This window comes from Microbacterium sp. XT11, assembly GCF_001513675.1.
Taxonomy (GTDB): domain Bacteria; phylum Actinomycetota; class Actinomycetes; order Actinomycetales; family Microbacteriaceae; genus Microbacterium.
This window is the reverse complement of the sequence record NZ_CP013859.1, coordinates 2,520,424-2,545,130: the sequence shown is the minus strand read 5'-3', so window position 1 is coordinate 2,545,130 and position 24,707 is coordinate 2,520,424. Positions and strand designations below refer to the sequence as shown.

The window sequence follows — 24,707 nt, the reverse complement described above, 5'->3', positions numbered from 1 at the left end:
CGTCCGCGGGTCACCGCACCGCCTCGCCCGTCTGCAGCCGCGCGCGGCGCATCTCCGCTGCGAGCGGGGCGTTCGCATACGGCCCGTCGCCGTCGAGGTTGGCGATCACGGATTCGACCGTCTCCGCAGGCTTGTTCTGACTCAGCTTCCGCTTGGCGATCACGCGCGTCGGCGTCAGCCTGAACCCCATCGTGCCGGCGGCGAGACGCGTGACGAACGCTTCATCGTTGGGACGCTGCCACATGAGGCGCGGGTCGGGCATGCGACTCTCGAACTGTTCCACCATGAGGTCCAGGACGCGGAGGTTCTCGTCGTGATCGAGGATCTCCGGCACTCCCGACAGGTGGATCGCCGTGTAGTTCCATGTGGGCACCGCTGCGACGTCGCCGTACCAGCCCGGGGATATGTAGCCGTGCGGCCCCTGGAACACCACGAGGAGCTCCCGCTCTCCGAGACCATGGATGAGATCGTCGGGCCGACCGACATGTCCGACGACGGTGAGATCGTCGCGCGTATCGTCGAGCAGTACGACGTAATGAGACGCGACGAGACCGTCAGCGGTGTCGCTGACGATCGTCGCCCAGGGGTTCGCCTGCACGACACGTCGCATCTCCGCGATGTCCGCCAGTGTGAAGCTCGGGTTCTGTCGCACGCGGATCTCCTTCGTCTCGGCTCACGCCTGGCAGCGCGGGCACCAGTACAGCTTGCGCGCACCGATCTCCTCGAGCGCGATCTCCGTACCGCACACACGGCACGGCAGGCCGGCGCGGTGATACACCCAGTGCCGGTCGTCGCGGCTCGCCATCGCCGCGCGGTACTGTTCGGGCGTGAGGTCGTCCATCGTCATCATCTGACCCGTCTCCACGCCGATCGCGAGGAGGCGCACCCAGTCGTGCCAGAGGGCGCGCACGACCTCCTCGGGCACATCCTTCCCCGGAGTGTGCGGATCGAGTCGCTGACGATAGAGCATCTCCGCCCGATAGACGTTGCCGATCCCGCTCACGACCGACTGGTCCATGAGGAGGAGCGCGATCGGCGTCGACTTCTTGCGTACGGCGCGCACGAACCGCTCCTCGTTCTCCAGCGGGTCGCCCACGAGCGGATCCGGCCCGAGCTTCGCCACGGTCGCCAGCATCTCCTCTGGGGTCTGCAACACGCACGCCGTCGGTCCACGCAGGTCGGCCGCGGTGATGTCGGTCATCAGGCGCAGACGCACCTGTCCGACGACGGGCGGCGGCCATTCGGCTCCTTCATCGTCGAGCCCCTTCGTCTGCTCAGACATACGCAGATGCACGCGCGTCCTTCGCGGCGCCCCGATCGAGGACAGCGAGTTCTCGCCCGCATCGTCGAGGATCGGCTCGTCGAGAACGGTGCCGCGCTGGTTGGTCTGCCCCATGCGCCCGTTCGCCGATGCGATGGTGGGGTCGACGAGGATCTCGCCCGCGAAGTCCCAAGCCCCGTACAGGCCTAGGTGCACGCGGAGCCAGACATCGCCCTCGACTTCGAGGAACATCTGCTTGCCGACCGCCTGCACGCTCAGAGCCTCCCGGCCGTCGAGCACGGCAGCGCCCTCGGCGAAGCGACCCTGCGGACTCGACGCGTGCAGGGTCTTGCCGATGAAGTTCCGATCGAACTGCCGCGCGATGCGGTGGACGGAGTGCCCCTCTGGCATGTCAGGCCCGAGGATCGGGAAGGAGGGAGCCGTCGCGCTCGAAGTCCGCGATCTGTCCGATCCGTCGCGCGTGCCGCTCCTCACCGGAGAACGGAGTCGCGATGAAGGTGTCGATGAACGTCGTCACCTCGTCGAACGTGTGCTGGCGCGCGCCGATCGAGATCACATTGGCGTCGTTGTGCTCGCGTGCCAGCTCGGCGGTCGACACGTTCCACACGAGTGCCGCGCGGATGCCGTGCACCTTGTTGGCCGCGATCTGCTCGCCGTTGCCGGAGCCGCCGAAGACGACGCCCAGCGCTTCTACCCCTGCGGATTGATCCGCCACGACCGCCTGCGCGGCTCGGATGCAGAACGCGGGGTAGTCGTCCAGGGCGTCGTACTCGACAGGGCCATGGTCGATGACCTCGTGCCCCGCCGCACGCAGATGCTCCTGGAGCTGCGTCGAGAAGTCGAGGCCGGCATGATCGGTGGCGATGTGGATGCGCATGGCTTCCATCCTATTGAGCCGTCGGGACAGCAGACCCGCTCAGGGCGCGACGCCGGCGGCTGCGGGCTTGAAGCCGGCGCGCACGTTCTCGCAGCACCCCGGCCTGCAGATGTCGAAACTGCCGCCGGGGCTGGTGATGCGGCTGCGCTCCGCCGGCGAGCGGCCTTCGAGGCGTTCCTGGATGAGGTCGATGATGCCGTCGACGAAGGCCGGCGACACGCCAGGGGTGGGCGTCCGCACGAACCCGAGACCCGCCTCCGCCGCCGCCTCAGCCGCCTCGGTGTCGAGATCCCAGAGCACCTCCATGTGGTCGCTCATGAAGCCGACAGGGACCACTGCCACGGCCTTGCGCCCCCGTGCGGGCAGCTCCGCGATGACGTCGCACACGTCGGGCTCGAGCCACGGCTGCGACGCAGGACCCGAACGCGACTGGTAGACGAGCTCCCACGCGACGTCAGCGGCTGCGGGGACGACGGTGGCGACCCTGTCCATCACCCACGCCGCGACCGCCTCGTGCTGTGCGGCGTAGGCGCCACCGGGGCCCCAGTCGACGTCGCGTGCACCGGAGCGCTCGGCATCCGCCGTCGGGATGCTGTGCGTGGAGAACAGGATCTGGATCTCCGACGGGGCGTGCCCCTCGCCGAGGAAGCGCTCGACGGCGTCGCGCACACCGGTCTCGAAGGCTTCGACGAATCCGGGATGGTCGTAGAACGGGCGAATCTTGTCGATCGATACCGTGCCGCCGAGCGCGGTCTCGTGGAGAACCCTGGCGAAGTCCTCGCGGTACTGGCGGCAGCTGGAGAACGAGCTGTAGGCACTGGTCGCGAACGCGAGGAGCGTCGTGTGTCCGTTGGCCGCGGCCTCGGATACGGCATCCTCGAGGTACGGTGTCCAGTTGCGGTTGCCCCAGTACACCGGGAGGTCGATGCCGCGCTCGGCGAGTGCGGCTTCGAGCGCCGCCTTCAACGCACGGTTCTGCGCGTTGATCGGACTCACGCCGCCGAAGTGGCGGTAATGGTGTGCGACCTCTTCGAGCCTCTCGTCGGGGATGCCGCGTCCCCTGGTGACGTTGCGGAGGAACGGGATCACGTCATCCTGCCCCTCGGGCCCGCCGAATCCGGCCAGGAGGATGGCGTCGTAGGCGACCGGAGTCGCCACGAACGGAACGCCGCTCGCCGCGGCGGGAGAGGCAAAGGGAACGACATCGGGATCGATCGCAGTCACCCCTCCATCCTTTCACCCCCTGGAGCGCGTCCCTTTGCGTAGGCTGGACGTGCGCGCGTCCTGGCGTAGGCTGTCATGGTTGCCGTGGGCGCCAACTGCGCCCGACCGCGGTCACATCCCCTCACCCCTGGGAGTACAGCTGTGCCTGGAGAGAACCTCACCCGCATCGAAGCGCAGGAGCGCCGCGACGTCATCGACACCCAGTCGTACGAGGTCGCACTCGATCTGACCAAGGGCGCCGAGGTGTTCGGCTCTCGCAGCGTGGTGCGCTTCACCGCGACGCCGGAGAGCTTCACGTTCATCGACCTCATCGCTCGCGAGGTGCGCGAGATCTCGCTCAACGGCGAGCAGCTCGACCCCGAAGAGGTGTTCGCGGACTCGCGCATCACCCTCACGAACCTGCAGGCCGAGAACGTGCTCGTCGTCGACGCCGACTGCATGTACACCAACACCGGCGAGGGCCTCCACCGATTCGTCGACCCGGTCGACGGGGAGGTGTACCTCTACACCCAGTTCGAGGTGCCCGATTCTCGCCGCGTCTTCGCGGTGTTCGAGCAGCCCGATCTGAAGGCCACCTTCCAGTTCACGGTGACGGCGCCGTCCGCGTGGAAGGTGGTGTCGAACTCCCCCACCCCCGAGCCCATCCTCCACGACGACAAGTCCGTCGCGACCTGGGGCTTCGAGCCGACCCCGCGCATCTCCTCATACATCACCGCCCTCATCGCCGGGCCATACGAGGCGACGTTCTCCGAGCTCACGAGCGCCTCCGGGCGCGTGATCCCCCTCGGCGTGTACGGCCGCAAGAGCCTGTGGCAGCACCTCGACGCCGACTACATCTTCGACAAGACCCGCGAGGGCTTCGCGTACTTCGAGTCGAAGTTCGGCGTGCCGTACCCGTTCGCCAAGTACGACCAGCTGTTCGTCCCCGAATTCAACGCCGGCGCCATGGAGAACGCGGGAGCTGTGACGTTCACCGAGACGTACGTGTTCCGCAGCAAGGTGACGGATGCCGTCAAGGAGCGTCGCGTGGTGACGATCCTGCACGAGCTCGCGCACATGTGGTTCGGCGACCTCGTGACCATGAAGTGGTGGAACGACCTCTGGCTGAACGAGTCGTTCGCCGAATGGGCCTCGACGATCGCGACGGCAGAGGCCACCGAGTGGACCGAGGCGTGGACGACCTTCAACGCCATGGAGAAGACCTGGGCCTACCGCCAGGACCAGCTGCCGTCGACACACCCGATCGTCGCCGAGATCAACGACCTGGAGGACGTGCAGGTCAACTTCGACGGCATCACGTACGCCAAGGGCGGCTCCGTGCTCAAGCAGCTCGCCGCCTGGGTCGGGATCGAGCAGTTCTTCGCCGGCGTGTCGCAGTACTTCCAGAAGCACTCGTGGGGCAACACCGAGCTGAGCGATCTGCTCACGGAGCTCGAGGCGACGAGCGGACGGGACCTCAGCTCGTGGTCGAAGAAGTGGCTGGAGACCGCGGGGGTCAACACTCTCGAACCGGTCATCGCCGAGGACTCCGATGGCACGATCTCCCGCTTCGCCGTGACGCAGACGGCGCCGGCCGACTACCCGACCATCCGGCCGCACCGTCTGGGCATCGGGTTCTACACACTGCACGAGGGCGCTCTCGTCCGCACGCACTACGCGGAGATCGACGTCGACGGCGACCGTACCGAGGTGCCGGAGCTGCAGGGGCTGAAGCGCCCCGATCTCGTGCTCCTCAACGACAACGACCTCGCGTACGCGAAGATCCGCCTCGACGAGAAGTCCCTGGCCACGGCGATCGCCCACCTGGCCGACATCCACGACCCGCTGGCGCGCTCACTGGTCTGGGGCGCCGCGTGGGATCAGACGCGCGACGCCGAGAGCTCGGCGTCCGACTACATCGATCTCGTACTAGGCAACATCGGGCGCGAGACCGAGTCGACCACGGTCCGCACCACGCTCGCGCAGCTGCGCACGGCGGCGACGCTCTACGTCGCACCGGAGGCGCGTCAGGCAGCACGCCAGAAGGTCGCCGACGGCCTGTGGGCGCTGGCAGAGGCGGCGGAACCGGGCAGCGACAGCCAGCTGCAGTTCGTCACTGCTTTCGCGAACGCGCTGGTGACCCCCGAACACGCCGGGATCGTCGGCCGCCTGCGCTCCGGAGAGGACACGCTGCCCGGCCTGGAGATCGACGCCGACCTGAACTGGCAGCTCCTCGTCGGCCTCGCGACGATCGGGGCGACCGACGCAGCGACGATCGATGCCGCCCTCGCCGCCGACAACACGGCGAAGGGTGCGGAGTTCGCCGCCCAGGCGCGCGCGGCTCTGCCCGCCCTCGCCTCGAAGCGTGCGGCATGGACCTCGCTCGTCGAGCGGGACGACGCTCCCAACACGATCGTGCGCTCGGCGGCACTCGGGTTCGTGCACCCGGCCGGTGTGGACGTGCTCGGCGAGTTCGTGCAGCCCTACTTCGACATGCTGCTCCCGATCTGGGAGTCGCGGACATACCAGATCGCCCAGTACCTCGTCGTGGGGCTCTTCCCCACCGCTCTGGGGAACGTCGAGCTGCGCGATGCGACGAGGAACTGGCTTTCGGCTCACAACGACGCGCCGCCCGCTCTGCGTCGCCTCGTGCTCGAGAACCTCGCCGACGTCGAGCGTGCTCTCGCCGCTCAGTCGCGCGACAGCGAGGACTGACCGCCCGGCTTCACGATCAGGCCTCTGCCGCGGTGCGTCCAGCCCGCGCAGAGGCCTGATCGTTAGTATCGGAGACGATGATCCTCCCCTTCCAGACGACTCCCTCGGCCGAGGACGTTCCGCTTCCCGAATGGATCCAGCAACTGCTGGCGGTGCTCGGTGCGGTCGGCCTCAGAGCCCTGCACGTGGCGCTCATCATCGTGGGCTGCGTGCTCCTCGCCCTGGTCCTGAGACTCGTCATCCGCCGCGTCGTCCATCGCATCGTCGACAGCGCGAAGAGCAAGGCGGCGGTCGACGACACCCAGGCGCTGGAGCGGTCGCCGCTCGCGGACATGAGGCTCGTCCAGCGCACGAGGACGCTCGGGACGATCCTGCAGAACATCGTCAACGTCATGCTCGTCGTGATCGCGGTGGTGCTCATCGTGAACGTCCTCGACAGCTCGCTCCTCGGCTCTCTCACCCTGCTGACCGCCGCGGTGGGCGCCGGTCTCGGTTTCGGCGCCCAGAACATCGTCAAGGACGTGCTGAACGGGATGTTCATCGTCGCCGAGGATCAGATCGGCATCGGCGACGTCGTCGATCTCGGCCTCGCGACGGGCGTCGTGGAGTACGTGAGCGTGCGCATCACCCAGGTGCGTGACGTCAACGGAACGCTCTGGTACGTGCGCAACGGCGAGGTCACGCGCATCGGGAACATGTCGCAGGGATGGGCGCGCGCGATCATCGACATCGGCGTCCCGGCCGATTCCGACCTCGACGACGTCGAGCACATCATGCTGGAGACCGCACAGGGGCTCGCGAAAGACCCGAAGTGGCGCACCCGCATCGTCGAGAAGCCCGAGCTCTGGGGCCTGGAATCGATCGACGGCGACGCCCTCGTCGTGCGGATCGTCATCAAGTCCCGGGCCAACGCGAAGGACGATGTGGCGCAGGAGCTCCGTCGACGCCTCCGTTCGGCGCTCCTCGAGAAGGAGATCGCCATCCCGAGCATGGTCGACGTCGTCCCGACAGGTCTCGACGGCGCCCGCCGGGTGCGCGGGGCGAATCCCCCCAAGACCCGTCCCAACGCCGTCACGGGGGTTCCCGTGCCCGAGCGCGGCATCTGGCGCCGCAAGAAGTCGACGGACGAAGGAGCCGGTCAGCGATGAGCTTCTATGACGAGGTCGGCGGGTACGAGACGTTCGAGCGCATCGTCGGCGTCTTCTACCGCGAGGTCGCCCTGGACCCGGTGCTCAAACCGATGTACCCCGAGGAGGACCTGGGCCCGGCAGCGGAGCGGCTGACGCTGTTCCTCGTCCAGTACTGGGGAGGCCCGACGACGTATGGCGAGACGCGGGGGCATCCCCGCCTGCGCATGCGCCACATGCCGTTCCACATCGACCCGGATGCGCGGGACCGGTGGCTCCGTCATATGCGGACCGCCGTGGACGAGGCGCAGTTGTCACCGCTGCACGAATCCACCCTCTGGGACTACCTGGAACGCGCGGCGTATGCCATGGTGAACACGTTCGAACCCTCGGGCATCGGGCCCGCGGCGGCCGGCCGGACCACACTCGAGGCACGCAGCCGTCAGGAACCAACGGAGAACTCATGACGACGACGCCCCTGTCCACTGATGTCCTGGTGATCGGATGGGGGCTGTCCGGCCTCGTCGCGGCAACGGAGGCGCTGGAGGCGGGCAAGCGTGTCGTCGTGCTCGACCAGGAACCGCGGACGAACCTGGGCGGCCAGGCCTGGTGGTCGTTCGGCGGACTGTTCCTCGTCGACTCCCCCGAGCAGCGCCGGATGGGCATCAAGGACTCGCTCGAGCTCGCCACGCAGGACTGGTTCGGCACCGCCTCGTTCGACCGCGCGGAGGACGAATGGCCGCGCCGGTGGGCGGAGGCGTACCTGGCGTTCGCCGCAGGAGAGAAGCGCGCGTGGCTGCGGCAGCGCGGCGTCGGCTTCTTCCCCGTCGTCGGCTGGGCAGAGCGAGGCGGCTACGGAGCCCTCGGCCCCGGCAACTCTGTGCCGCGCTTCCACATCACCTGGGGCACCGGGCCGGGGATCGTCTCGCCCTTCGTCGACGCCGTGGAGCAGGGCGAACGCGAAGGCCACGTGACCGTCCTCCCCCGGCACCGCGTCACGGAACTGATCACGACCGACGGCGCGGTCACCGGCGCACGCGGCACCATCCTGGCCAGCAGCCCTGCTGCGCGGGGCGAGGTGTCGAGCCGCGACGTCGTCGGCGACTTCGAGATCGTGGCCGCTGCCACGATCGTCGCCTCCGGCGGCATCGGCGGCAACCACGATCTGGTGCGCGCGTTCTGGCCGGAGCGGCTCGGGGCAGCCCCGGAGCACATGCTGACCGGGGTGCCCGCATACGTCGACGGATCCATGCACGCCGTGAGTGCGGCGGCCGGCGCCCGGCTGATCAACGAAGACCGCATGTGGCACTACGTCGAGGGCATCACGAACTGGGATCCGGTGTGGCCGGGCCACGGCATCCGGATCCTGCCGGGACCCTCGTCGCTGTGGCTGGATGCAACGGGCGCGAGGCTCCCGGTGCCCCTCTATCCCGGCTTCGACACGCTCGGCACGCTGTCGTACCTCCGAAACACCGGCTATGACCACTCGTGGTTCGTGACGTCGAGACAGATCGTCGAGAAGGAGTTCGCGCTGTCCGGCAGCGAGCAGAACCCCGATCTCACCGGCAAGGACATCGCGCTGCTGCTGCGGTCGCGGCTCGCGAAGGGGCCGACGGGACCGGTGCAGTCATTCCTCGACGAGGGCGCGGACTTCATCGTCGAGAACGACCTCGAGTCGTTGCTGGAGCAGATGGCGCGTCATCCCGGCGGCGATGTGCTCGATCTCGACAGGGTGCGCCGCGAGGTCGTCGCCAGGGACCGCGAGATCGACAACGACTTCACGAAGGATGCGCAGATCGGGATGCTCCGCTCCATGCGCACCTACCGGGGCGACCGGCTGATCCGCACCGCTGCCCCTCACCGCCTTCAGGATCCGGATGCCGGGCCGATGATCGCCGTGAAGCTCCACGTGCTCACCCGGAAGTCCCTCGGCGGCATCAACACGGATCTCGACGGGCGTGCGCTGGACGCGGCCGGGCGCGCCATTCCCGGTCTCTTCGCCGCAGGAGAGGCGAGCGGTTTCGGAGGAGGCGGAGTGCACGGCTACCGTGCCTTGGAGGGCACCTTCCTCGGCGGATGCCTGTTCTCAGGCAGGCAGGCAGGGCGGGCCGCGTCCCGCTGAGGTCTCAGGCCCCGGTGTCGCGCACCGGCGTCAGTCCGCTGGCCACCGGACCTCGCACGAGGACGTGGCCGCGCCGGAAGGCGAGCCTCGTCCACCTGCCGGAGGTCATCACAGCGACCTCCTCCTCTCCGGAGATGAAACCGAACGCGTCGGCGGCGAAGGCGGCCCCGCGCGCAACGCCCGCGAGGTCGTCATCAGGCTCCCCCCAGATCGATGCGCGCAGGGAGCGGACGGCGTCCTCCCCGGCGCCGGGCGGAGTCCCGTGCGCGACCGCGCTGATGCCCCACTGCGCACGCTGAGCGATCACGGATGCCGCCAAGGTCGACACGCGCTGCCACTCGCTCCGGGGCGGAGCGATGCCTGCCCAGGCGGGAGACAGCGCCGTCTCCGGGAGCAGCAGGGCGCGTGGGTCGTCGTCGGAGGGCGCGAGCGACGCCACGACGAGGTCGCAGCGCAGCTCAGGATCGGCGTGGACGATCCGCATGGCGAGGATGGCCGGGGTCCTGTCGAACAGACCGTGCGGGGCGAGTGCGGCCGCCGTCAGCGCGAGGACGCCGTCGGAAGCCTGCAACCGCACACCCTCATCCGAGATGCGACCGGCCCTTCCGGCGAAAGTCAGCACATCTCTTGCGGTCTCGGCGTCGGCGAGAAGGAGGGGAAGCGGCACGCCCTCTAAACTAGCAACGCACGTGGAAGGCTCCGCGCGGAAGGGAAGACATGACCGCCGAGGCACACGCGATCCGCACCGTCGAGCAGTTGCTAGCCGTTCTGGATCTCGATTCGACGCAGGCACGCACCACCGAAGACATCTTCACCGGTTCTTCGCATCCGATGCCGACCGGACGGATCTACGGCGGGCAGGTGCTCGCGCAGACTCTGCTCGCGGCGGAGCGGACGCTCCCCGAAGACCGTGCCGTCCACTCGATGCACGGCTACTTCCTCCGTCCAGGAGACGCCACCCAGGGGCTCACGATCGCCGTGGACCGCATCCACGACGGCCGTTCGTTCTCGACGCGCCGATCACAGGCCTATCAGAACGGCGTGCCGATCTTCTCGATGATCGCCTCATTCCAGGATCATGACCCCGGCGTCGAGCACGCGGTGCCGATGCCTGAGGGCATCCCGTCACCGGAGTCGTTGCGTCCGGACGAGGACCGCGTCGACGGTCTCCCTGAAGGCACCAGGCGGATGCTGAGCGACCGGGCCGCCGACGTACGCCATGTGGACTCACCGCTCTTCCTGCCCAGCTCCGATGAGAAGGTCCCTGCGCAGGCGGTCTGGATGCGGCTTCGGGCGCCGTTGCCCGACGACCCGCGGCTGCACCGGGCCGCTCTCGCCTACCTGAGCGACATGACGATCCAGGAGTCGATTCTCCGTGCGCACGGCGTTTATTGGGCGCTGCCGGGGCTCAAGGTCGCGAGCCTTGACCACGCCATGTGGTGGCACCGGCCGGCCCGCGTGGACGACTGGCTGCTGTACGTGCAGGAGTCGCCGAACGCCCGTGGCGGTCGCGGTCTCGCACAGGGGCGCATCTACACACGCGACGGCGTGCTGGCGGCGTCGGTCGCGCAGGAGATCATGATCCGCGTCCCGTCCCAGGACTGACGCGAGCAGTCCGCCGCGCGACACCGGGGAGGGTCGCGCGTGATGCTCAGCGGTGTGCGTACTCGATCGAGGGACCGGTGTAGGGCTCCCACGCGTCGCGCATCTCCTGCGTGAGCCTGGTCGGGCGTCCGGTGCGGGCGTCGACGAGCACGATCACGGCTGTGGAGCGGGCGTAGATCTGCCGTGGCTCGGCCGAGGGGTCGTTGTGGACCTCGTAGCAGACCTCCACGCTCGACCCGCCCAGCTTGCCGAACCACATCTGCACCTCCAGCGGCCGGCGCTGGTAGGGCACGGGAGCGAGGTACTCGATCTCCTGACGCGCGATGAGGGTGAGGATGCCCTCCTCGATCCCGGAGTCGAGCACAGCCGTCGACGGAGCCTCCTCCCCCGGGCCGGCGCGCCAGAACGCTCGCACACGCGCCTCCTCGAGCAGTTTGAGCATCGAGGTGTTGTTGACGTGGTTGAACGCGTCCAGATCGCCCCAGCGGAGCTGGATCGGAATGTGCAGTCGCGGCCCGGGAGACGTGTCGGTCATGTCAGTCGCGGGTGAGCTTACGATGCGTCGAACGGTGCGGCTTCGCCGCATCCGGTCCGAGGCGGTCGATCTTGTTCTGCTCGTACGCTTCGAAGTTGCCCTCGAACCAGTACCACTGGTCGGGCTTCTCGTCGGTGCCCTCGTACGCGAGGATGTGCGTCGCGATGCGGTCGAGGAACCACCGGTCATGGGTGATCACGACGGCGCACCCGGGGAACTCGAGCAGGGCGTTCTCCAACGAGCTCAGGGTCTCGACGTCGAGGTCGTTCGTCGGCTCGTCGAGCAGCAGGAGGTTGCCGCCCTCCTTGAGGGTGAGCGCGAGGTTGAGGCGGTTGCGCTCGCCGCCGGAGAGCACGCCCGCCTTCTTCTGCTGGTCGGGACCCTTGAAGCCGAACTTCGACACGTAGGCCCGCGAGGGGATCTCCGTCTTTCCGACCGTGATGAAGTCGAGTCCGTCGGACACGACCTCCCACAGGGTCTTCTCCGGGTCGATGTTGGCGCGCGACTGGTCGACGTAGCTGATCTTGACGGTCTCACCGATCTTCAGCTCGCCGCCGTCGAGAGGTTCGAGGCCGACGATCGTCTTGAACAGCGTGGTCTTGCCGACGCCATTGGGACCGATCACACCGACGATGCCGTTCGGCGGAAGGCTGAAGCTGAGACCGTCGATGAGCGATCGCCCGTCGAAGCCCTTCTTGAGGTTCTTCGCCTCGATGACGACGTTGCCGAGCCGGGGGCCCGCGGGGATCTGGATCTCCTCGAAGTCGAGCTTCCGCGTCCGCTCGGCTTCGGCCGCCATCTCTTCGTAGCGCGCCAGACGTGCCTTCGACTTGGTCTGGCGTCCCTTGGCGCTGGAGCGAACCCACTCCAGCTCATCCTTGAGGCGCTTGGCCAGCTTGGCGTCCTTCTTGCCCTGGATGTCGAGGCGTTCCGCCTTCTTCTCCAAGTAGGTCGAGTAGTTGCCCTCGTAGCCGATCAAGCGTCCGCGGTCGACCTCGGCGATCCACTCTGCGACGTGGTCGAGGAAGTACCGGTCGTGCGTGATCGCGATGACCGCGCCCTTGTAGGCCTGCAGGTGCTGCTCCAGCCAGAGGACGCTCTCGGCGTCGAGGTGGTTGGTCGGCTCGTCCAGGAGCAGCAGGTCGGGCTTCTGCAACAGCAGCTTCGCGAGGGCGACACGGCGCTTCTCTCCACCGGAGAGCGGGGCGATCGCGGCGTCGGCCGGCGGCGTGCGGAGCGCGTCCATCGCCTGCTCGAGCTGGGAGTCGAGGTCCCAGCCGTCGGCCGCGTCGATCTCCTCCTGCAGTGTGCCCATCTCTGCGAGGAGGGAGTCGAAGTCCGCATCCGGATCGGCCATCAGAGCCGAGATCTCGTTGAACCGGTCGACCTTCGCCTTGATCGCGATGCCGTCCTGGATGTTCTCCAGCACGGTCTTCGACTCGTCGAGCTCGGGCTCCTGCATGAGGATGCCGACGCTGTAGCCGGGAGACAGCTTCGCCTCGCCGTTCGAGGGAGTGTCGAGCCCCGCCATGATCTTGAGGATCGTGGACTTACCGGCGCCGTTCGGGCCGACCATGCCGATCTTCGCGCCGGGGAGGAACGCCATCGTGACGTCATCGAGGATGAGCTTCTCGCCCACCGCCTTGCGCGCACGAACCATCGAGTAGATGTACTCAGCCACTGAGAACCGCTCCTTATGTTGGCATCGAAGATCGACACTCCAGCCTACCGGCCCAGCGCCCGTGCGCCGGCCGGAGGCTGATCACCAGTCGATCGGTCGGGTGTTCCCGATGAGACAGCGCCCCTCCGCGAGCTGCGGCATGACCGCCGTGACCGGTTCGCCCGTCGAGGGGCCGACCTGTCCGATCAGGCACTCGGACTCTCCCCAGCGCACGGAGAACTGGATGCTCTCCGCCGGATTGCCGACCGTGGACTGATCTTGCGTGACCTGCATCGCCGCCTTGTCGAAGCCCGCGGCGACGAGGGCGTCGATGTACGCGCGGCCGGAGGCGCGCTGCTCTCCAGCCCACACCTGCGCCGTCACCGCGGCGAACAGCGGAAGATTGTCCTCTGCGCTCCCGTCGGGGTGCAAGGCCGGACCCTCCGGGGTCGCAGGCGCGGTCTCGGCGACAGTAGGCGTCGGCGCGCTTGTGGGGCTGGGCGATGGACTGCAGGAGACCAGGGCGAGCAGGAGCACGGCTGTGACGGCCGCAATGGTCGGCCGCGCGGAGGAGGAGTCCGATCGTCTGAGCACGCCCCGAGTCTACGGGCCACTCCTCTGCACGCTCCGACCGCTGCACGTCGACGCCGCTAGCCCATCACCGACACGGCGTCCCCCGAGTCGGCCCACGACACGTCGAGAGGCTCTTCCTCCTCCGCGTCGGGCTGCGCCGCCTCCGCCGTCGAAGGACTGGGGCGCTCGACTGTCGCCCGCGCCCTCTCGGCTGCCGTCGCGCGCGACGCGGACAGGAACGCACTGGTCCCCCAGCGGAGGTCGTGCCCCACCGCGTCGGCGTCGATGTCGACGCTCGTCCCATGCTTCCCGCCGGCCTCCCACGTGCGGATCTTGAGCCGTCCCGTGACGATCACGCTGTCGCCCGTGCGCAACGAAGCCTTGACGTGCTCCCCCAGCTGGCGGAAGGCTGCGACCGAGTACCAGTTGGTACCCGCGTCGACCCACGTCTGGCTCGCGGCGTCGAATCTCCTGTGCGTGCTGGCGAGACGGAAGTTCGTCACCGGGACGCCGCTGGCCGTCTGCCCCTGAACGGGGTCGGTGGCCACGCGGCCGAGGATGGTGAGGTTCTCGGACATGTGCTGCTCCTTCGTCGATGCCGGATCCGGTCCGGGTCGTTACAGCGTGTCCGATACGGCAAGCCTCGAATCGCCGCCCACACGCGAACGGTGGAGAACTGCCGGTTGTCACGGCGCTGTGCAGAAGAGCCGACCACGCGTGGCCGCGCGTCCGTCCTCCCTCCCGGGCACGGAATGTCCGTGGTCGCTCATATGTTCGAATCAGGAAGGAGAAGAAGCGATGTCCGACACCCTCATCACATCCATTCCCGGAGTGCCCTTCGCCACGCCGACGCTGTCCTCCCCGCGCGAGCGGCTGGTGCGCGCGTCCGATCACCTCTGGCGGGTGCAAGACCGCACCGGCCGCATCCTCGGCCACCTGCGCATCGTGCCAGACCAGCTAGGGCTGCGATACCGCGCAGAGCGGCTGCACCTCGCTACCGGCACGTTCCGCCTCGTCGGCGACTTCTGGCGCGCGGACGACGCGGTCTCCGCGTTGCGCAACGGATGACGGCGTCCGGCTTTCCTCGGCGCCCCCGGCAGGATTCGAACCTGCGACCAAGAGATTAGAAGGCTCCTGCTCTATCCCCTGAGCTACGGAGGCGGGCGTCTCTACCGTACCGCGCCCGGGGAGGATGTCCAGGCCGTCGATAGGATGACTCCATGGTATCTGCGTCCGAGAACGACCGACTCGTCTGGATCGACTGCGAGATGACGGGACTCGATCTCTCGGTCGATGAACTCGTCGAGATCGCCGTCGTGGTGACCGACTTCGAGCTCCAGCCGCTCGACCCCGGCTTCCAGGTCGTGATCCGCCCCAGCGATGCGGCTCTCGCGCACATGAACGAGTTCGTCACGAAGATGCACGAGACGTCGGGACTGATCGACGAGATCCCACATGGCGTGACGCTGGCCGAGGCCCAGGCGCAGACCCTGGCGTACATCAAGCGGTTCGCTCCCGTCGAGCGGCGCGCCCCCCTTGCCGGGAACACCATCGGCACAGACCGGATGTTCCTCGCCAAATACATGCCCGCCGTCGATCACTGGTTGCACTACCGGAACGTCGACGTTTCCAGCATCAAAGAACTCGCGCGCCGTTGGTACCCCCGCGTGTTCTTCCAGGCTCCCGCCAAGGACGGCGGCCATCGCGCTCTGGCAGACATCCTCGAGTCGATCCGCGAGCTCCGGTACTACCGCAAAGCGGTGTTCGTGACCGAGCCAGGACCGTCCAGTGACGAGGCTCGCGACATCTCGGAGCGCACGGTGTCAGAGTTCGCCCCGAACGTGTAATAGAATCGTGGGGTTGCCTGTTCCGGCAGGCACATGGTGGGTATAGCTCAGTTGGTAGAGCGCCTGGTTGTGGTCCAGGAGGTCGCGGGTTCAAGCCCCGTTACTCACCCGGAGACGAAAAGGTCCGAGCCTCGATGCTCGGACCTTTTCGCATTCCGGAGGCCCCGTCCAGGCCCGCGCAGGCTCCTCCGGGCACCGGCCGGGAGGAGGAACCCCCGCGAGCACGCCGTAGACTTGCCGGGTGACGCCTGCCGTGTGGTTCTCTCTCCTCACCGCGTGCGTCGTCATCAGTTTCACTCCTGGCGCCGGTGCCATCAACACCATGTCCAACTCCCTGATCCAGGGCTGGCGTCGTGCGATCTGGGGCATCGTCGGTCAGCAGCTCGCGCTCATCGTGCACGTCGTCATCGTCGCGGCGGGAGTGGGACTCCTGGTCTCGCGCTCGGAGCTCCTGTTCAACGTCATCCGTTATGCGGGGGCCGCGTACCTCGTGTTCCTCGGCATCCGACTCATCGTCGCGAAGCCGTCAGCCGACGACGGCGACACGGTCGTGAGCGGCGGCGCGCGAGAAGGCCGCTGGTCGATGGTCCGGCGAGGTTTCTGGGTCAACCTGCTCAACCCGAAGGCGATCGTCTTCTTCCTCGCCTTCATCCCGCAGTTCATCCGACTCGATGAACCGCAGCTTCCGCAGTACCTCACGCTCATCGCCACCGTGATCGTGGTCGACGTGCTCGTGATGTGGTTCTTCTTCGCCGCGGCCGCGCGTCCTTTCCGCGCTCTCACCCGTTCGCCACGAGGGCAGCGCACGCTGAACGCCGTCTTCGGCGCGCTCTTCATCGCGGTGGCCGCTCTGCTCCTCCTGCTGCACTGAACCCGCACCGCCTCTGCGCCCACAGTTCGCGCTGAGGCCTGTGACCTAGACTCACGCTGTGTCTGCACGAGTACTCGTGGTCGACGACGAGCCGCACCTCGCCGAGCTGATCGCACGGCACCTCGCGCGCGAGGGATACGTCACCGAGACGGCCACCGACGGTGTCGCCGCGCTTTCCCTCGCCGCGGCGTCCAGGTTCGACCTCGCCGTCATCGACGTGAACATGCCAGGGATGACGGGCTTCGAACTGTGCCGCCGCCTGAAGCTCCCGGGAGAGCACATCGGCATCCTGCTGCTCACCGCCCGGCACGCCGTCGAGGACCGCGTCCACGGGCTCGACTCGGGTGCCGACGACTACCTGGTCAAGCCGTTCGACTTCGCGGAGCTCTTCGCGCGCCTTCGTGCGCTTTCTCGCAGAGAGGGTCACGCGCTCCTCCGCATCGATGCGGGCGACATGGAGCTCCTCATCGACCGCGGCATCCTGAAGGTCGGAGCGGACGAGCTCACGCTGAGCCGGCGGGAGTTCGACCTCGTTCGTGCCCTCGCACAGCGCGCGGGTCAGACCGTTCCCCGGTCCGAGCTCCTCACGGAGGTCTGGGGATCGCCGCACTTCCAATCGAACATCGTGGACCAGTACGTGCGGTACCTGCGGCGCAAGCTGGCCGATGCGGGATCCGGCGCGCGGATCGTCACCGAGCGCGGGGTGGGGTTCCGCCTCGTGACCAGCGATACGGAGGAGGCCGGATCGTGCTCGCCCGGATGACGCTGCGCGGTCGGATCACGCTGGGCTCGACCATCGTCGCCATCCTGCTGCTCGGCATGGCATCGGCTGTCGTGTTCGCCCAGCTCAGCGTGGTGGTCGCCGAGAAGGAGCGCGCCGTGCTCCATGGCATCACCGAGGTCTATCGCGGCGTCATCCAATCCGACCCCACGCCCCGTTTCGACGCACCGGGGCCGAAACAGCACGTCGCGATCGTCGCGCCCGCCGGCGACGAGCGCATGAACACGCTCCCCGCCCCGCTCGAGGACCGCGTCGAGCGCATCATCGATCTCGGGCCCCGGCTGCACCACTTTCCCACCAAGACAGCGACCTTCACCGTGTACGTCGACCCGGTCGAGACCCCGCAGGGCACCTGGTACGTCATCGCGACCAGGGACACGGATCTCGCGGAAGAGGTGCTCGATGACGTGGCGCACCTGCTCATCGCGGTGCTGGTATCCGCTGCTGTCGTGTTCGCTGTGGGATCCTGGGTGGTCGCCGGCGCCGCCCTTCGTCCTGTCGAGCTCATGCGACGCAGCGCGCAGTCGCTCGTGGTGGCACGCAAGGGCGAACTGCTTCCCACGGGACCTGCCAAGGACGAGCTCGGCGCGCTCGCGCGCACGCTGAACGATCTGCTGGAGCGGATGAGGGCGGCCGCGGAACGCGAACGGCAGATGGTGTCGGATGCGAGCCATGAGCTGCGGAACCCCCTGGCCGTGCTGCAAGCGCAGCTGGAGCTCGTCGAGGGCGTCGACCCGGCCGCCGACGCTGCCGTCGTCGATGATGCGCGCCGGACACTCGCGAGACTGACCCGCATCGCCGACTCGCTGCTGCAGCTCTCGCGCATCGACGCCGCGGGCGAACCGCAGACGATGACCCTCGACGACGCGGCCGGTGTGCTGGCCGAATCGGTCGATGCCGCACGTCTGCGTGCATCCGAGCTGCGTGAGGACCGGGGCGTCGACATCGACTTCCAGATCGACATCGCCGAGCGAGCTCACTCGATCCGGTTGGGCGCCGACGACCTCGGTCGCATCGTCGACAACCTCCTCGACAATGCCCTCGCCGCTGCGACCGGCGATGTCGAGATCGGAGTCGCGCTGCGTCAGCAGGGGCCGACCGCTGTGCTCACCGTCTCCGACGACGCGGGCGGATTCGACCCGGCGACCGCCGAGCGTGCGTTCGAGCGATTCGTGCGCGGATCGGGACGTGCGTCGTCCGGCGGCGGTCTGGGCCTCGCGATCGTCTCCCGGCTCGCCTCACACGCCGGCGGATCGGCACAGATCGAGAATCACCCCGGCATCGGAGCGTCGATCGTCGTGACCCTGCCCGTCTCGGAGGCGGATACCGCCCGTGACGCGGGCGCACGTCCGTCGCCGAACACCCACCATCGATAGGCGGCGAAGCGGACCGCGGATCCGAGAGCGAGACCGATGACATTGGCAGCGATGTTGTCCGCCAGGCGCGAGGTGAACCCCAGGACGTAGTGGGAGAGCCCCAGGCACATGAGCGGGACGATGGCGCCGACGATGCTGGCGACGGCGAATTCCATCCCCTCCTGCAGGACGTCGGCGCGTCGCCGGTCACGGAACGTCCACAGTCGGTTGCCGATCCAGTTCACGACGATCGCCACTGCGGTCGATGCCGCCTTTGCCACGAGCGCCCATCCGGCGACGCCGACCGGCACCGTGAGGAGCGCGTTGAACACGACGACATCGACGACCACCCCGCCGCCGCCGACCGCGGCGAACCGCGCCATCTGCGCCATGAGACCGGAGCGCTCTGCAGCATGAGGGTCAGACACCGACGACCTCCTCAGCATGCCGCCGACTGTCGTCGCCCGCCTGGAGCCGCCGCTCGATCCCCCACCGGGTCACCTGGCGGAGCGCTTCGACGACGATTCGCGCCGACATCTTGGACTCTCCGTGCAACCGGTCGTCGAAGGTGATGGGCGCCTCCACGATCCTGGCACCGCTGCGCGCAGCCCTGTCGAGCATCTCGATCTGGAAGCAGTACCCGTGACTGTGCACGAGGTCGAGCTCGATACGCCGCAGAGCGTTCGCCCGGAACACCCGGTAGCCGCCGGTGATGTCGGTCTGCGGAAGCCGCAGCGCCCTGCCCGCGTACCAACTCCCTGCGCGCGACAACAGCAAGCGTCCGCGCGTCCACCCGGAGACCACTCCCCCAGACACCCACCGGGAGCCGATGACGACATCGGCGTCCGCAAGCATCTGCAGCATCCGCGGAAGGTCCTCGGGGCGGTGCGAGCCGTCGGCGTCGCACTGCACGACGATCTCGTAGCCGAGTTCGAGCGCGTGCGTGAAGCCGGCCACGTAAGCGCGCCCGAGGCCTTGCTTGCCGGGGCGATGGAGCACGTGCACATGCGCCATGCGGGCCGAGAGAAGGTCGGCGAGCTCGCCCGTCCCATCCGGCGAGGCGTCATCGACGACGAGGATGTCGACGCCCTGCGCGCTCCTCGTGATGCGGGCCACCATCTCGGGGAGCGATTCCAGCTCGTTATAGGTCGGCAGGACGACCACGGTGGGTGCGCTCATGGCTGGCTCTCCTTCTGGAACTCATAGATGACGGTCCGGTGCACCACCGTGCGTGAGACCTGGGTGAAGCCCGCGGCGTGCAGCGCCGAGAGGTCGTCGATGGCCGAACCGGTGTCACCCGTCTCGATGAGCCACACGGTGCCGTCGGCGAGCGCCGGCGCGATGTCGTCGACGGGCGCCAGCACGTCCCAGAGCCCGTCGGTGTCCTCGGCCGGGCGCACCAGCTGCGGATCGCCGAGCCCGACGAATGCCGCCGGATAGAGGCGGGCGACGAGGCGCGGCGCCCTCGACGGGCGCGTGCCGGTTCCGTACAGCACGGTGTCGCCGGCACTCGCGAGCTCGTCGATCACAGCGGCGGCGGGACGCCCGTCTGCTCCGCCGTCCTTGGCGTACGGCGTCCGAGCACGGACGAACTCCGGTGCCACGGTCGTGGCGACGACGACGCTCACCAGCACGATGACCAGCAGACCTGCCAGGCGGCCTTGCATCCGCGCAGCGGCACGGAACGTTCCCACGACCCCCACGGCCACGGAGAGGGCGACGGCGCCGAGGGAGATCGAGAGGTAACGCGGGTTGTAGGCCGGAGAGATGAGCCCGTCGACGGCAACCGTGACAAGCGCGGGGAAGAACAGCCACGTCAGCACGGGCGCGAGAGCGGCGCGCCCTGACCGTGCGCCACGCGAGCGCTGAGCCATCACGACGACACCGACGAGCAGGAGGAGCCACAGCGTGACGGCCGCCGGAAGGTGCCCGAACCACGGCGTGACGAACCAGCCCTTGGGCGACATGTACCCGCGGTGCGCGAGGAACGCGATCTGTCCGCGCTGCCCCGCCGCGACGAGAAGGATGGGGGAAGCGAGCACCCCCGCGACCACGACACCCCGGATCCACCCGCGGATGGCCGCGTGCCGCCGCGCGCGTCGCGCGGTGAGGGCGATCGCCAGGTGCACGGCCGGCATGAGCAGCAGATACAGGAAGAACGTGCCGGATGCTGCGACGGCCGCGCCGTACAGCCACCAGTGCCATCGTGACGAGCTGCGTTCGACGAGAACCACCACGAGCACCGTGATCCACGCCGCGGCCGCTGCGGCAAGAGCATATCCGCGTGCTTCGATGGCGAGCACTCCCGCCCGTGGGATCAGCGGAAGGAACGCACCGGCCAGAACAGCCGTCGGCATGTCGAACCACCGCCGTCCGAGAACGACGACGGCTCCTGCGAGAAGGCCGATCCCGATGGCGCTCAGAGCCCTCGTCGCAGCCTCCCCCGCGCCGAACACATCGATCCACAGATGGAGCAGTGCGTAGTACGCGCCATGCACGGCGTCCACGGTCGAAAGCTCGTCGGCGAGGCTGGGCCACGGCCGTTGTGCCGAAAGGACGCTCGCCGCTTCGTCGCCCCAGTACGAGGGGACGCCCGCGCCGATGAACGAGACGAGCGCCGCGGCGGTGCCCACGACAGAACCGGGGTGTGATCGCAGCGCGTGCAGGATACGACCGCGACGCGGTGCCGCCGCGGGGCCCACGTCGTCGATCCGCCTCTCGATCACGACCATGTTCCGAGCCTGACCAACGATCTTGTCCCTCGGCTCCGAGAACGCGCGCCCGTTCATGAGAGTTCTCTCAGGCGGTCCGGATCGCGCGGTGCGCAATAGGCTGGAAGGGATGATGCAGATGGACGCCGCACGCTTCGAAAGCCTCGTGATCGAAGAGCTCGACAGTCTGCCCGACGACATGGTCGACGGGCTGGACAACGTCGTCTTCGTCGTGGAGGACCGCCCGGAGGACGGAAGCCTCGATCTGCTCGGGCTGTACGACGGTCTGGCGCTGACGGAGCGGGGCCAGTACGGCATGGGCGAGTTGCCTGATCGCATCATCGTGTACCGCGAACCGCATCTCGCAGAGTGCGCGGACGAAGACGAGCTGCGTGACGAGATCCACACCACGCTCGTGCACGAGATCGCCCACTTCTACGGCATCGACGACGAGCAGCTGCACGAACTGGGGTGGGCGTGAGCGCGCCGCTGGCATCGCCGGAGACCGACGAAACCGTCGATCTCTCCGCCGCCCCGATCGAGCCATGGCAGGTGGTGGTCTGGAACGACCCCGTCAACCTCATGTCGTACGTCGTCCGCGTGTTCCGCACCTACTTCGGCTATTCCCAGGAGCACGCGACCCGGCTGATGCTCGCCGTCCACCACGAGGGACATGCGGTGGTGGCCACCGGCCCCCGCGAGACCATGGAGGTGCACGCCCAGGCGATGCACGACTACGGACTCTGGGCGACGGTCCGAAGGGCGCCGGCATGACCGGGCAGACCATCGTCACGAGAATATCGCCCGTTGAAGCCGTGCATCTCAGCGGGCTCGTCGCCGACCTCCGGGAACTCCTCGCCGAGAACCAGGACGGTGAGGACGCAGCGGTCGAGCGGCTCGCACCGCCCGCGTACACGGACGACGCGCCTGCTGCCGCCGAGTTCCGAGCCGGGACCCGCCAAGACCTGCTCGACCGCCGCAGTCACGATGCGCTCATCGTGGAAACGGCGCTCTCCTCGCTCCGTGACGAGTACGCGCTGCTCACGGAGCATGACACGTTCGCCGAGCGCGAGCTCCTCATCCCCGAGGCAGAGATCGACGCGTGGTTGCGCACGCTGACTGCGCTGCGCCTCGTGATCGCCGAACGCCTCGGCATCGCGGATGACGAACGCATCGGCGACGACGAACGCCTTCCCGTGTTCGACTGGCTCGGCTACCGCCTCGAGCTGCTGGTGACTGCGGCCGACGAGCTGACGGGAGCCTAAGGGATCCGGACGATCCTGGAGGCGAGGCGCTCGGGTGCATCGCGTTCGATGTGGCGTCGTTCCTGAAGAGCCCACCGGTCCCAGTGCGGCCGGTACGCGTCGCCATCGCGCGCGAGGGCCCGCGCCTTCCGCGACGACTCCGCCGCGTCGACCCACACGCGTATGTCGGAGATCGCCGCCGTCGCCGGCGTGAGGATGCCGCTTCCCTCGATGATCACGCCGAGCGCGGGATCCACGGCGTGGCTTTCTGCCTCCGTGGAACGCTCCCAATCCCAGCGGCGCCAGGTTCCGATCAGTCCTCTGCCATGGGGGCGGAGTATCCATTCCAGGGCCCGTTCGACCCCCGCATCCAGCCCGTCCCATCCGGGATAGATCGAGTCGAGCGCGACCACCTGCGGTCGTCCCGCAACCGGCCAGGCATGTGCGACGCGTCGCGCAAGGGACGTCTTGCCTGCTCCACTGCAGCCATCGATCAGCACGACCGGGTTGGCTGCGGCGAGAGCACGCACATCGGAGACGATCGCCTCCGCCGCACGTTCAAGCGCCGCAGCGACCGGATCGTCACTTCTTGAGTGCACGGATGATGCGAGTGAGAGCGCGCCCGGTCACCCACACGAACGGAACGGCGACGACGAGGAGGGTGATGATGTTCGGTTCGAACCGCAGGCCCTCTTCGCGGCGGACGTAGACACCCAGGGGAACGGCGAGCCCGCCGCCTGCGCCTCCGTCTCGCGTGTCGGCGTCGCCGCCCGCGAATCCGGTCATGCTCAGGGCGACCGGCGTCACGCTGACCCCGTCGACGTCCTGCGGCTCCCCGTATGCGCTCTTCACCCCGAAAGAGGCGGCTTGCTTCCCGAGTTCCAGTGCGATGTTCGGCATGCCCCTACGCTAGCCCACGGCGCGTGGGCGGTCGACGCAGATCACTCGATCCCGTGTGCACGCGGATGTCGAGGTGCTCCGCGGCCTTCACCACGGCCTAGATGCCTGGCTCGGGTGATCGACGCGGAGCCGAACCGTGCCGCAGCCGTGTCGACGGCGCCCTCGACGCGCCGCCAGTCGGCATCGTCGTCCCACAGCGCGATCATGCCGCCGCCCGCAGGACGCAGCTTCTCGGCTCGCACGCCGACGAGACGCACGGGATCGCGCCGGTCGAGCTGATCGAAGAGCGACTGCGCCGCCTCGCCGATGCGCTGCCCGACGTCGGTGGACTCGGGCAGCGTGACCGAGCGCGTCACGGTGCTGAAGTCATGGAAGCGGATCTTGATCGACACGGTGGCCGTCTCCCACTCGGCGCGCCGCAGCCTCGCGGCCACGCGATCGGCCAGCCTCAGCAGCTCAGCGCGCAGGAACACACGATCGGTGATGTCCTCATCGAAGGTCTCCTCATGGCCGACGCTCTTCTCGACGCGAGTCGTCTCGACCTCTCTGGCGTCTTCCCCACGAGCGAGCTGTCGGATCCGCGCGCCGAGCGCGGCCCCCACGGCGCGGTCGAGCGCGTCGGAGGACGCCTCGCGGATGTCGCCGATCGTGCGGATGCCACGCGACTCGAGGGCCTCTGCCGCCTTCGGCCCCACGCCCCACATCGCCCGGACAGGGCGCGGCGCGAGGAAGTCGAGCGTGTCCGCCGCCGGAACGATCAGCATCCCGTCGGGTTTCGCGAGCGTCGAGGCCATCTTCGCCACGTGTTTGGTCGCGGCGACGCCGACGCTGCATGTGATGCCCACCTCCTCCCGCACGCGTTCACGCACGAGGTGGGCGATCCTCCCCGGACTCCCCCACAGCCGACGGACACCCTGGACGTCGAGGAACGCCTCGTCGACGGAGAGCGGCTCGACGAGCGGGGTGAACGACTCGAAGATCACCATCACCCTCCGCGAGACCTCCTGGTAGCGAGGGAAATGCGGAGGGACGATACGCGCAGACGGGCACAGCCGCAGCGCCTGCGACACCGGCATCGCCGCGCGCACACCGTATCGGCGGGCCTCGTACGAGGCGCTCGAGACCACCGAACGCCCGTCGGGAGCACCGATGATGAGCGGCAGCCCGCGCAGACTCGGATCGTCGAGGATCTCCACCGCCGCATAGAAGGCGTCCATATCCACGTGGAGGATGCGCGTGCCCGAATCGTCGGCACCGGGCGACGAGGTGATGCGCCCCCGTCCGTCACCGTGTCCCATA

Annotated in this window: 28 protein-coding genes and 2 tRNA genes; 14 read left to right on the top strand and 16 right to left on the bottom strand. The window is 68.3% G+C overall.

Annotation, left to right across the window (positions count from 1 at the left end; genetic code table 11):
• Nucleotides 1-10 precede the first annotated feature (10 nt).
• From AB663_RS11965 to AB663_RS11950, 4 genes are read right to left on the bottom strand one after another with little or no spacing between them, the layout of a single operon-like run.
• On the bottom strand, nucleotides 11-652 hold the full coding sequence (locus AB663_RS11965; protein ID WP_067199296.1) for an FMN-binding negative transcriptional regulator: 642 nt from the start codon (nucleotides 650-652) through the stop codon (nucleotides 11-13).
• A gap of 21 nt (nucleotides 653-673) precedes the next feature.
• Nucleotides 674-1,672, bottom strand: coding sequence for an Fpg/Nei family DNA glycosylase (locus AB663_RS11960; protein WP_067199292.1), 999 nt, complete (start codon nucleotides 1,670-1,672; stop codon nucleotides 674-676).
• A gap of 1 nt (nucleotide 1,673) precedes the next feature.
• Nucleotides 1,674-2,159 carry a ribose-5-phosphate isomerase gene (locus tag AB663_RS11955; protein ID WP_067199289.1) on the bottom strand — a complete coding sequence of 162 codons (486 nt, stop codon included), beginning with the start codon at nucleotides 2,157-2,159 and terminating at the stop codon, nucleotides 1,674-1,676.
• 39 nt (nucleotides 2,160-2,198) lie between these two features.
• Nucleotides 2,199-3,383, bottom strand: coding sequence for a ferrochelatase (locus tag AB663_RS11950; RefSeq protein ID WP_067199285.1), 1,185 nt, complete (start codon nucleotides 3,381-3,383; stop codon nucleotides 2,199-2,201).
• Between the two features lie 141 nt (nucleotides 3,384-3,524).
• Between AB663_RS11950 and pepN the strand changes: the two genes are divergently transcribed.
• The 4 genes from pepN to AB663_RS11930 all read left to right on the top strand — a co-directional run bounded on the left by pepN (nucleotide 3,525) and on the right by AB663_RS11930 (nucleotide 9,326).
• Entirely contained in the window at nucleotides 3,525-6,077 is a 2,553-nt protein-coding gene (pepN, locus tag AB663_RS11945) for an aminopeptidase N (RefSeq protein WP_067199282.1), read from the top strand.
• Nucleotides 6,078-6,154: 77 nt separating this feature from the next.
• The gene (locus AB663_RS11940) at nucleotides 6,155-7,225 is read left to right on the top strand and encodes a mechanosensitive ion channel family protein (RefSeq protein WP_067199279.1); all 1,071 of its coding nucleotides are present in this window, start codon (nucleotides 6,155-6,157) and stop codon (nucleotides 7,223-7,225) included.
• Entirely contained in the window at nucleotides 7,222-7,671 is a 450-nt protein-coding gene (locus AB663_RS11935) for a globin (RefSeq protein ID WP_067199275.1), read from the top strand. Before AB663_RS11940 ends, AB663_RS11935 begins: the two co-directional genes overlap by 4 nt.
• The gene (locus tag AB663_RS11930; RefSeq protein ID WP_067199273.1) at nucleotides 7,668-9,326 is read left to right on the top strand and encodes an FAD-binding dehydrogenase; all 1,659 of its coding nucleotides are present in this window, start codon (nucleotides 7,668-7,670) and stop codon (nucleotides 9,324-9,326) included. Before AB663_RS11935 ends, AB663_RS11930 begins: the two co-directional genes overlap by 4 nt.
• 4 nt (nucleotides 9,327-9,330) lie before the next feature.
• On the opposite strand, the gene AB663_RS11925 is transcribed toward AB663_RS11930, so the two are convergent.
• Complete coding sequence (locus AB663_RS11925; protein WP_067199271.1) at nucleotides 9,331-9,993, bottom strand: hypothetical protein; 663 nt, start codon at nucleotides 9,991-9,993, stop codon at nucleotides 9,331-9,333.
• A gap of 50 nt (nucleotides 9,994-10,043) precedes the next feature.
• Here AB663_RS11925 and AB663_RS11920 point away from each other — a divergent pair, with 50 nt between their 5' ends.
• Complete coding sequence (locus tag AB663_RS11920; protein WP_067199269.1) at nucleotides 10,044-10,931, top strand: acyl-CoA thioesterase; 888 nt, start codon at nucleotides 10,044-10,046, stop codon at nucleotides 10,929-10,931.
• 46 nt (nucleotides 10,932-10,977) lie between these two features.
• Here the strand turns inward: AB663_RS11920 and AB663_RS11915 are convergent, their stop codons facing one another.
• The 4 genes from AB663_RS11915 to AB663_RS11900 all read right to left on the bottom strand — a co-directional run bounded on the left by AB663_RS11915 (nucleotide 10,978) and on the right by AB663_RS11900 (nucleotide 14,277).
• Nucleotides 10,978-11,466 carry an acyl-CoA thioesterase gene (locus tag AB663_RS11915; protein WP_067199267.1) on the bottom strand — a complete coding sequence of 163 codons (489 nt, stop codon included), beginning with the start codon at nucleotides 11,464-11,466 and terminating at the stop codon, nucleotides 10,978-10,980.
• Nucleotide 11,467: 1 nt separating this feature from the next.
• Nucleotides 11,468-13,147 (bottom strand): energy-dependent translational throttle protein EttA, encoded by a 1,680-nt coding sequence (gene ettA, locus AB663_RS11910; protein WP_067199264.1) that lies wholly within the window; start codon nucleotides 13,145-13,147, stop codon nucleotides 11,468-11,470.
• Nucleotides 13,148-13,228: 81 nt separating this feature from the next.
• Nucleotides 13,229-13,720 (bottom strand): DUF6993 domain-containing protein, encoded by a 492-nt coding sequence (locus AB663_RS17410; protein ID WP_198147866.1) that lies wholly within the window; start codon nucleotides 13,718-13,720, stop codon nucleotides 13,229-13,231.
• Nucleotides 13,721-13,776: 56 nt separating this feature from the next.
• Nucleotides 13,777-14,277, bottom strand: a complete 501-nt coding sequence (locus tag AB663_RS11900; RefSeq protein ID WP_067199262.1) for a single-stranded DNA-binding protein — start codon at nucleotides 14,275-14,277, stop codon at nucleotides 13,777-13,779.
• Between the two features lie 220 nt (nucleotides 14,278-14,497).
• Between AB663_RS11900 and AB663_RS11895 the strand changes: the two genes are divergently transcribed.
• On the top strand, nucleotides 14,498-14,767 hold the full coding sequence (locus tag AB663_RS11895; RefSeq protein ID WP_067199258.1) for a hypothetical protein: 270 nt from the start codon (nucleotides 14,498-14,500) through the stop codon (nucleotides 14,765-14,767).
• 20 nt (nucleotides 14,768-14,787) lie between these two features.
• Here AB663_RS11895 and AB663_RS11890 read toward each other — a convergent pair.
• Nucleotides 14,788-14,860, bottom strand: a tRNA-Arg gene (locus AB663_RS11890).
• A gap of 59 nt (nucleotides 14,861-14,919) precedes the next feature.
• On the opposite strand from AB663_RS11890, the gene orn reads away from it, so the two are divergent.
• The 5 genes from orn to AB663_RS11865 all read left to right on the top strand — a co-directional run bounded on the left by orn (nucleotide 14,920) and on the right by AB663_RS11865 (nucleotide 18,574).
• Nucleotides 14,920-15,546, top strand: a complete 627-nt coding sequence (gene orn / locus AB663_RS11885; RefSeq protein WP_067199254.1) for an oligoribonuclease — start codon at nucleotides 14,920-14,922, stop codon at nucleotides 15,544-15,546.
• A 36-nt stretch (nucleotides 15,547-15,582) separates the two neighbouring features.
• A tRNA-His gene (locus tag AB663_RS11880) sits at nucleotides 15,583-15,655 on the top strand.
• A 132-nt stretch (nucleotides 15,656-15,787) separates the two neighbouring features.
• The gene (locus AB663_RS11875) at nucleotides 15,788-16,417 is read left to right on the top strand and encodes a LysE family transporter (protein ID WP_067199251.1); all 630 of its coding nucleotides are present in this window, start codon (nucleotides 15,788-15,790) and stop codon (nucleotides 16,415-16,417) included.
• Between the two features lie 58 nt (nucleotides 16,418-16,475).
• Nucleotides 16,476-17,180, top strand: coding sequence for a response regulator transcription factor (locus AB663_RS11870; protein WP_067199247.1), 705 nt, complete (start codon nucleotides 16,476-16,478; stop codon nucleotides 17,178-17,180).
• On the top strand, nucleotides 17,165-18,574 hold the full coding sequence (locus AB663_RS11865) for a sensor histidine kinase (RefSeq protein WP_067199244.1): 1,410 nt from the start codon (nucleotides 17,165-17,167) through the stop codon (nucleotides 18,572-18,574). Before AB663_RS11870 ends, AB663_RS11865 begins: the two co-directional genes overlap by 16 nt.
• Here the strand turns inward: AB663_RS11865 and AB663_RS11860 are convergent.
• Genes AB663_RS11860 through AB663_RS11850 form a run of 3 tightly spaced genes read right to left on the bottom strand, consistent with a single transcriptional unit; the run spans nucleotide 18,469 to nucleotide 21,285 of the window.
• On the bottom strand, nucleotides 18,469-18,981 hold the full coding sequence (locus tag AB663_RS11860) for a GtrA family protein (RefSeq protein ID WP_198147865.1): 513 nt from the start codon (nucleotides 18,979-18,981) through the stop codon (nucleotides 18,469-18,471). The two genes, AB663_RS11865 and AB663_RS11860, sit on opposite strands and share 106 nt — an antisense overlap.
• Nucleotides 18,974-19,732, bottom strand: a complete 759-nt coding sequence (locus AB663_RS11855; protein WP_067199240.1) for a polyprenol monophosphomannose synthase — start codon at nucleotides 19,730-19,732, stop codon at nucleotides 18,974-18,976. Before AB663_RS11855 ends, AB663_RS11860 begins: the two co-directional genes overlap by 8 nt.
• Nucleotides 19,729-21,285 (bottom strand): glycosyltransferase family 39 protein, encoded by a 1,557-nt coding sequence (locus AB663_RS11850; protein ID WP_198147864.1) that lies wholly within the window; start codon nucleotides 21,283-21,285, stop codon nucleotides 19,729-19,731. Before AB663_RS11850 ends, AB663_RS11855 begins: the two co-directional genes overlap by 4 nt.
• Before the next feature lie 112 nt (nucleotides 21,286-21,397).
• On the opposite strand from AB663_RS11850, the gene AB663_RS11845 reads away from it, so the two are divergent.
• Genes AB663_RS11845 through AB663_RS11835 form a run of 3 tightly spaced genes read left to right on the top strand, consistent with a single transcriptional unit; the run spans nucleotide 21,398 to nucleotide 22,529 of the window.
• Complete coding sequence (locus tag AB663_RS11845) at nucleotides 21,398-21,745, top strand: metallopeptidase family protein (protein ID WP_083511360.1); 348 nt, start codon at nucleotides 21,398-21,400, stop codon at nucleotides 21,743-21,745.
• A gap of 8 nt (nucleotides 21,746-21,753) precedes the next feature.
• On the top strand, nucleotides 21,754-22,038 hold the full coding sequence (gene clpS, locus AB663_RS11840; protein WP_157541288.1) for an ATP-dependent Clp protease adapter ClpS: 285 nt from the start codon (nucleotides 21,754-21,756) through the stop codon (nucleotides 22,036-22,038).
• Nucleotides 22,035-22,529, top strand: coding sequence for a DUF2017 family protein (locus AB663_RS11835; RefSeq protein WP_067199228.1), 495 nt, complete (start codon nucleotides 22,035-22,037; stop codon nucleotides 22,527-22,529). Before clpS ends, AB663_RS11835 begins: the two co-directional genes overlap by 4 nt.
• Here the strand turns inward: AB663_RS11835 and AB663_RS11830 are convergent.
• The 3 genes from AB663_RS11830 to dinB are packed head-to-tail and all read right to left on the bottom strand — an operon-like array spanning nucleotide 22,526 to nucleotide 24,706.
• A complete protein-coding gene (locus tag AB663_RS11830; protein WP_067199225.1) occupies nucleotides 22,526-23,107 on the bottom strand; it encodes an aminobenzoate synthetase in 582 nt (193 codons plus the stop codon). The genes AB663_RS11835 and AB663_RS11830 overlap by 4 nt on opposite strands.
• Complete coding sequence (locus AB663_RS11825) at nucleotides 23,091-23,408, bottom strand: hypothetical protein (RefSeq protein ID WP_067199221.1); 318 nt, start codon at nucleotides 23,406-23,408, stop codon at nucleotides 23,091-23,093. Before AB663_RS11825 ends, AB663_RS11830 begins: the two co-directional genes overlap by 17 nt.
• 41 nt (nucleotides 23,409-23,449) lie before the next feature.
• A complete protein-coding gene (gene dinB / locus AB663_RS11820) occupies nucleotides 23,450-24,706 on the bottom strand; it encodes a DNA polymerase IV (RefSeq protein ID WP_067199218.1) in 1,257 nt (418 codons plus the stop codon).
• Between the last annotated feature and the right edge of the window lies 1 nt (nucleotide 24,707).

What these genes read in the sequence shown, in the direction of transcription:
- AB663_RS11960 (WP_067199292.1), bottom strand. Translation starts at nt 1,672, where the DNA reads ATGCCAGAGGGGCACTCCGTCCACCGCATCGCGCGGCAGTTCGATCGG.
- AB663_RS11955 (WP_067199289.1), bottom strand. Translation starts at nt 2,159, where the DNA reads ATGCGCATCCACATCGCCACCGATCATGCCGGCCTCGACTTCTCGACG.
- AB663_RS11940 (WP_067199279.1), top strand. Translation starts at nt 6,155, where the DNA reads ATGATCCTCCCCTTCCAGACGACTCCCTCGGCCGAGGACGTTCCGCTT.
- AB663_RS11935 (WP_067199275.1), top strand. Translation starts at nt 7,222, where the DNA reads ATGAGCTTCTATGACGAGGTCGGCGGGTACGAGACGTTCGAGCGCATC.
- AB663_RS11930 (WP_067199273.1), top strand. Translation starts at nt 7,668, where the DNA reads ATGACGACGACGCCCCTGTCCACTGATGTCCTGGTGATCGGATGGGGG.
- AB663_RS11920 (WP_067199269.1), top strand. Translation starts at nt 10,044, where the DNA reads ATGACCGCCGAGGCACACGCGATCCGCACCGTCGAGCAGTTGCTAGCC.
- AB663_RS11915 (WP_067199267.1), bottom strand. Translation starts at nt 11,466, where the DNA reads ATGACCGACACGTCTCCCGGGCCGCGACTGCACATTCCGATCCAGCTC.
- AB663_RS11900 (WP_067199262.1), bottom strand. Translation starts at nt 14,277, where the DNA reads ATGTCCGAGAACCTCACCATCCTCGGCCGCGTGGCCACCGACCCCGTT.
- AB663_RS11895 (WP_067199258.1), top strand. Translation starts at nt 14,498, where the DNA reads ATGTCCGACACCCTCATCACATCCATTCCCGGAGTGCCCTTCGCCACG.
- orn (WP_067199254.1), top strand. Translation starts at nt 14,920, where the DNA reads ATGGTATCTGCGTCCGAGAACGACCGACTCGTCTGGATCGACTGCGAG.
- AB663_RS11855 (WP_067199240.1), bottom strand. Translation starts at nt 19,732, where the DNA reads ATGAGCGCACCCACCGTGGTCGTCCTGCCGACCTATAACGAGCTGGAA.
- AB663_RS11850 (WP_198147864.1), bottom strand. Translation starts at nt 21,285, where the DNA reads ATGGTCGTGATCGAGAGGCGGATCGACGACGTGGGCCCCGCGGCGGCA.
- AB663_RS11845 (WP_083511360.1), top strand. Translation starts at nt 21,398, where the DNA reads ATGCAGATGGACGCCGCACGCTTCGAAAGCCTCGTGATCGAAGAGCTC.
- AB663_RS11835 (WP_067199228.1), top strand. Translation starts at nt 22,035, where the DNA reads ATGACCGGGCAGACCATCGTCACGAGAATATCGCCCGTTGAAGCCGTG.
- AB663_RS11825 (WP_067199221.1), bottom strand. Translation starts at nt 23,408, where the DNA reads ATGCCGAACATCGCACTGGAACTCGGGAAGCAAGCCGCCTCTTTCGGG.
- dinB (WP_067199218.1), bottom strand. Translation starts at nt 24,706, where the DNA reads ATGGGACACGGTGACGGACGGGGGCGCATCACCTCGTCGCCCGGTGCC.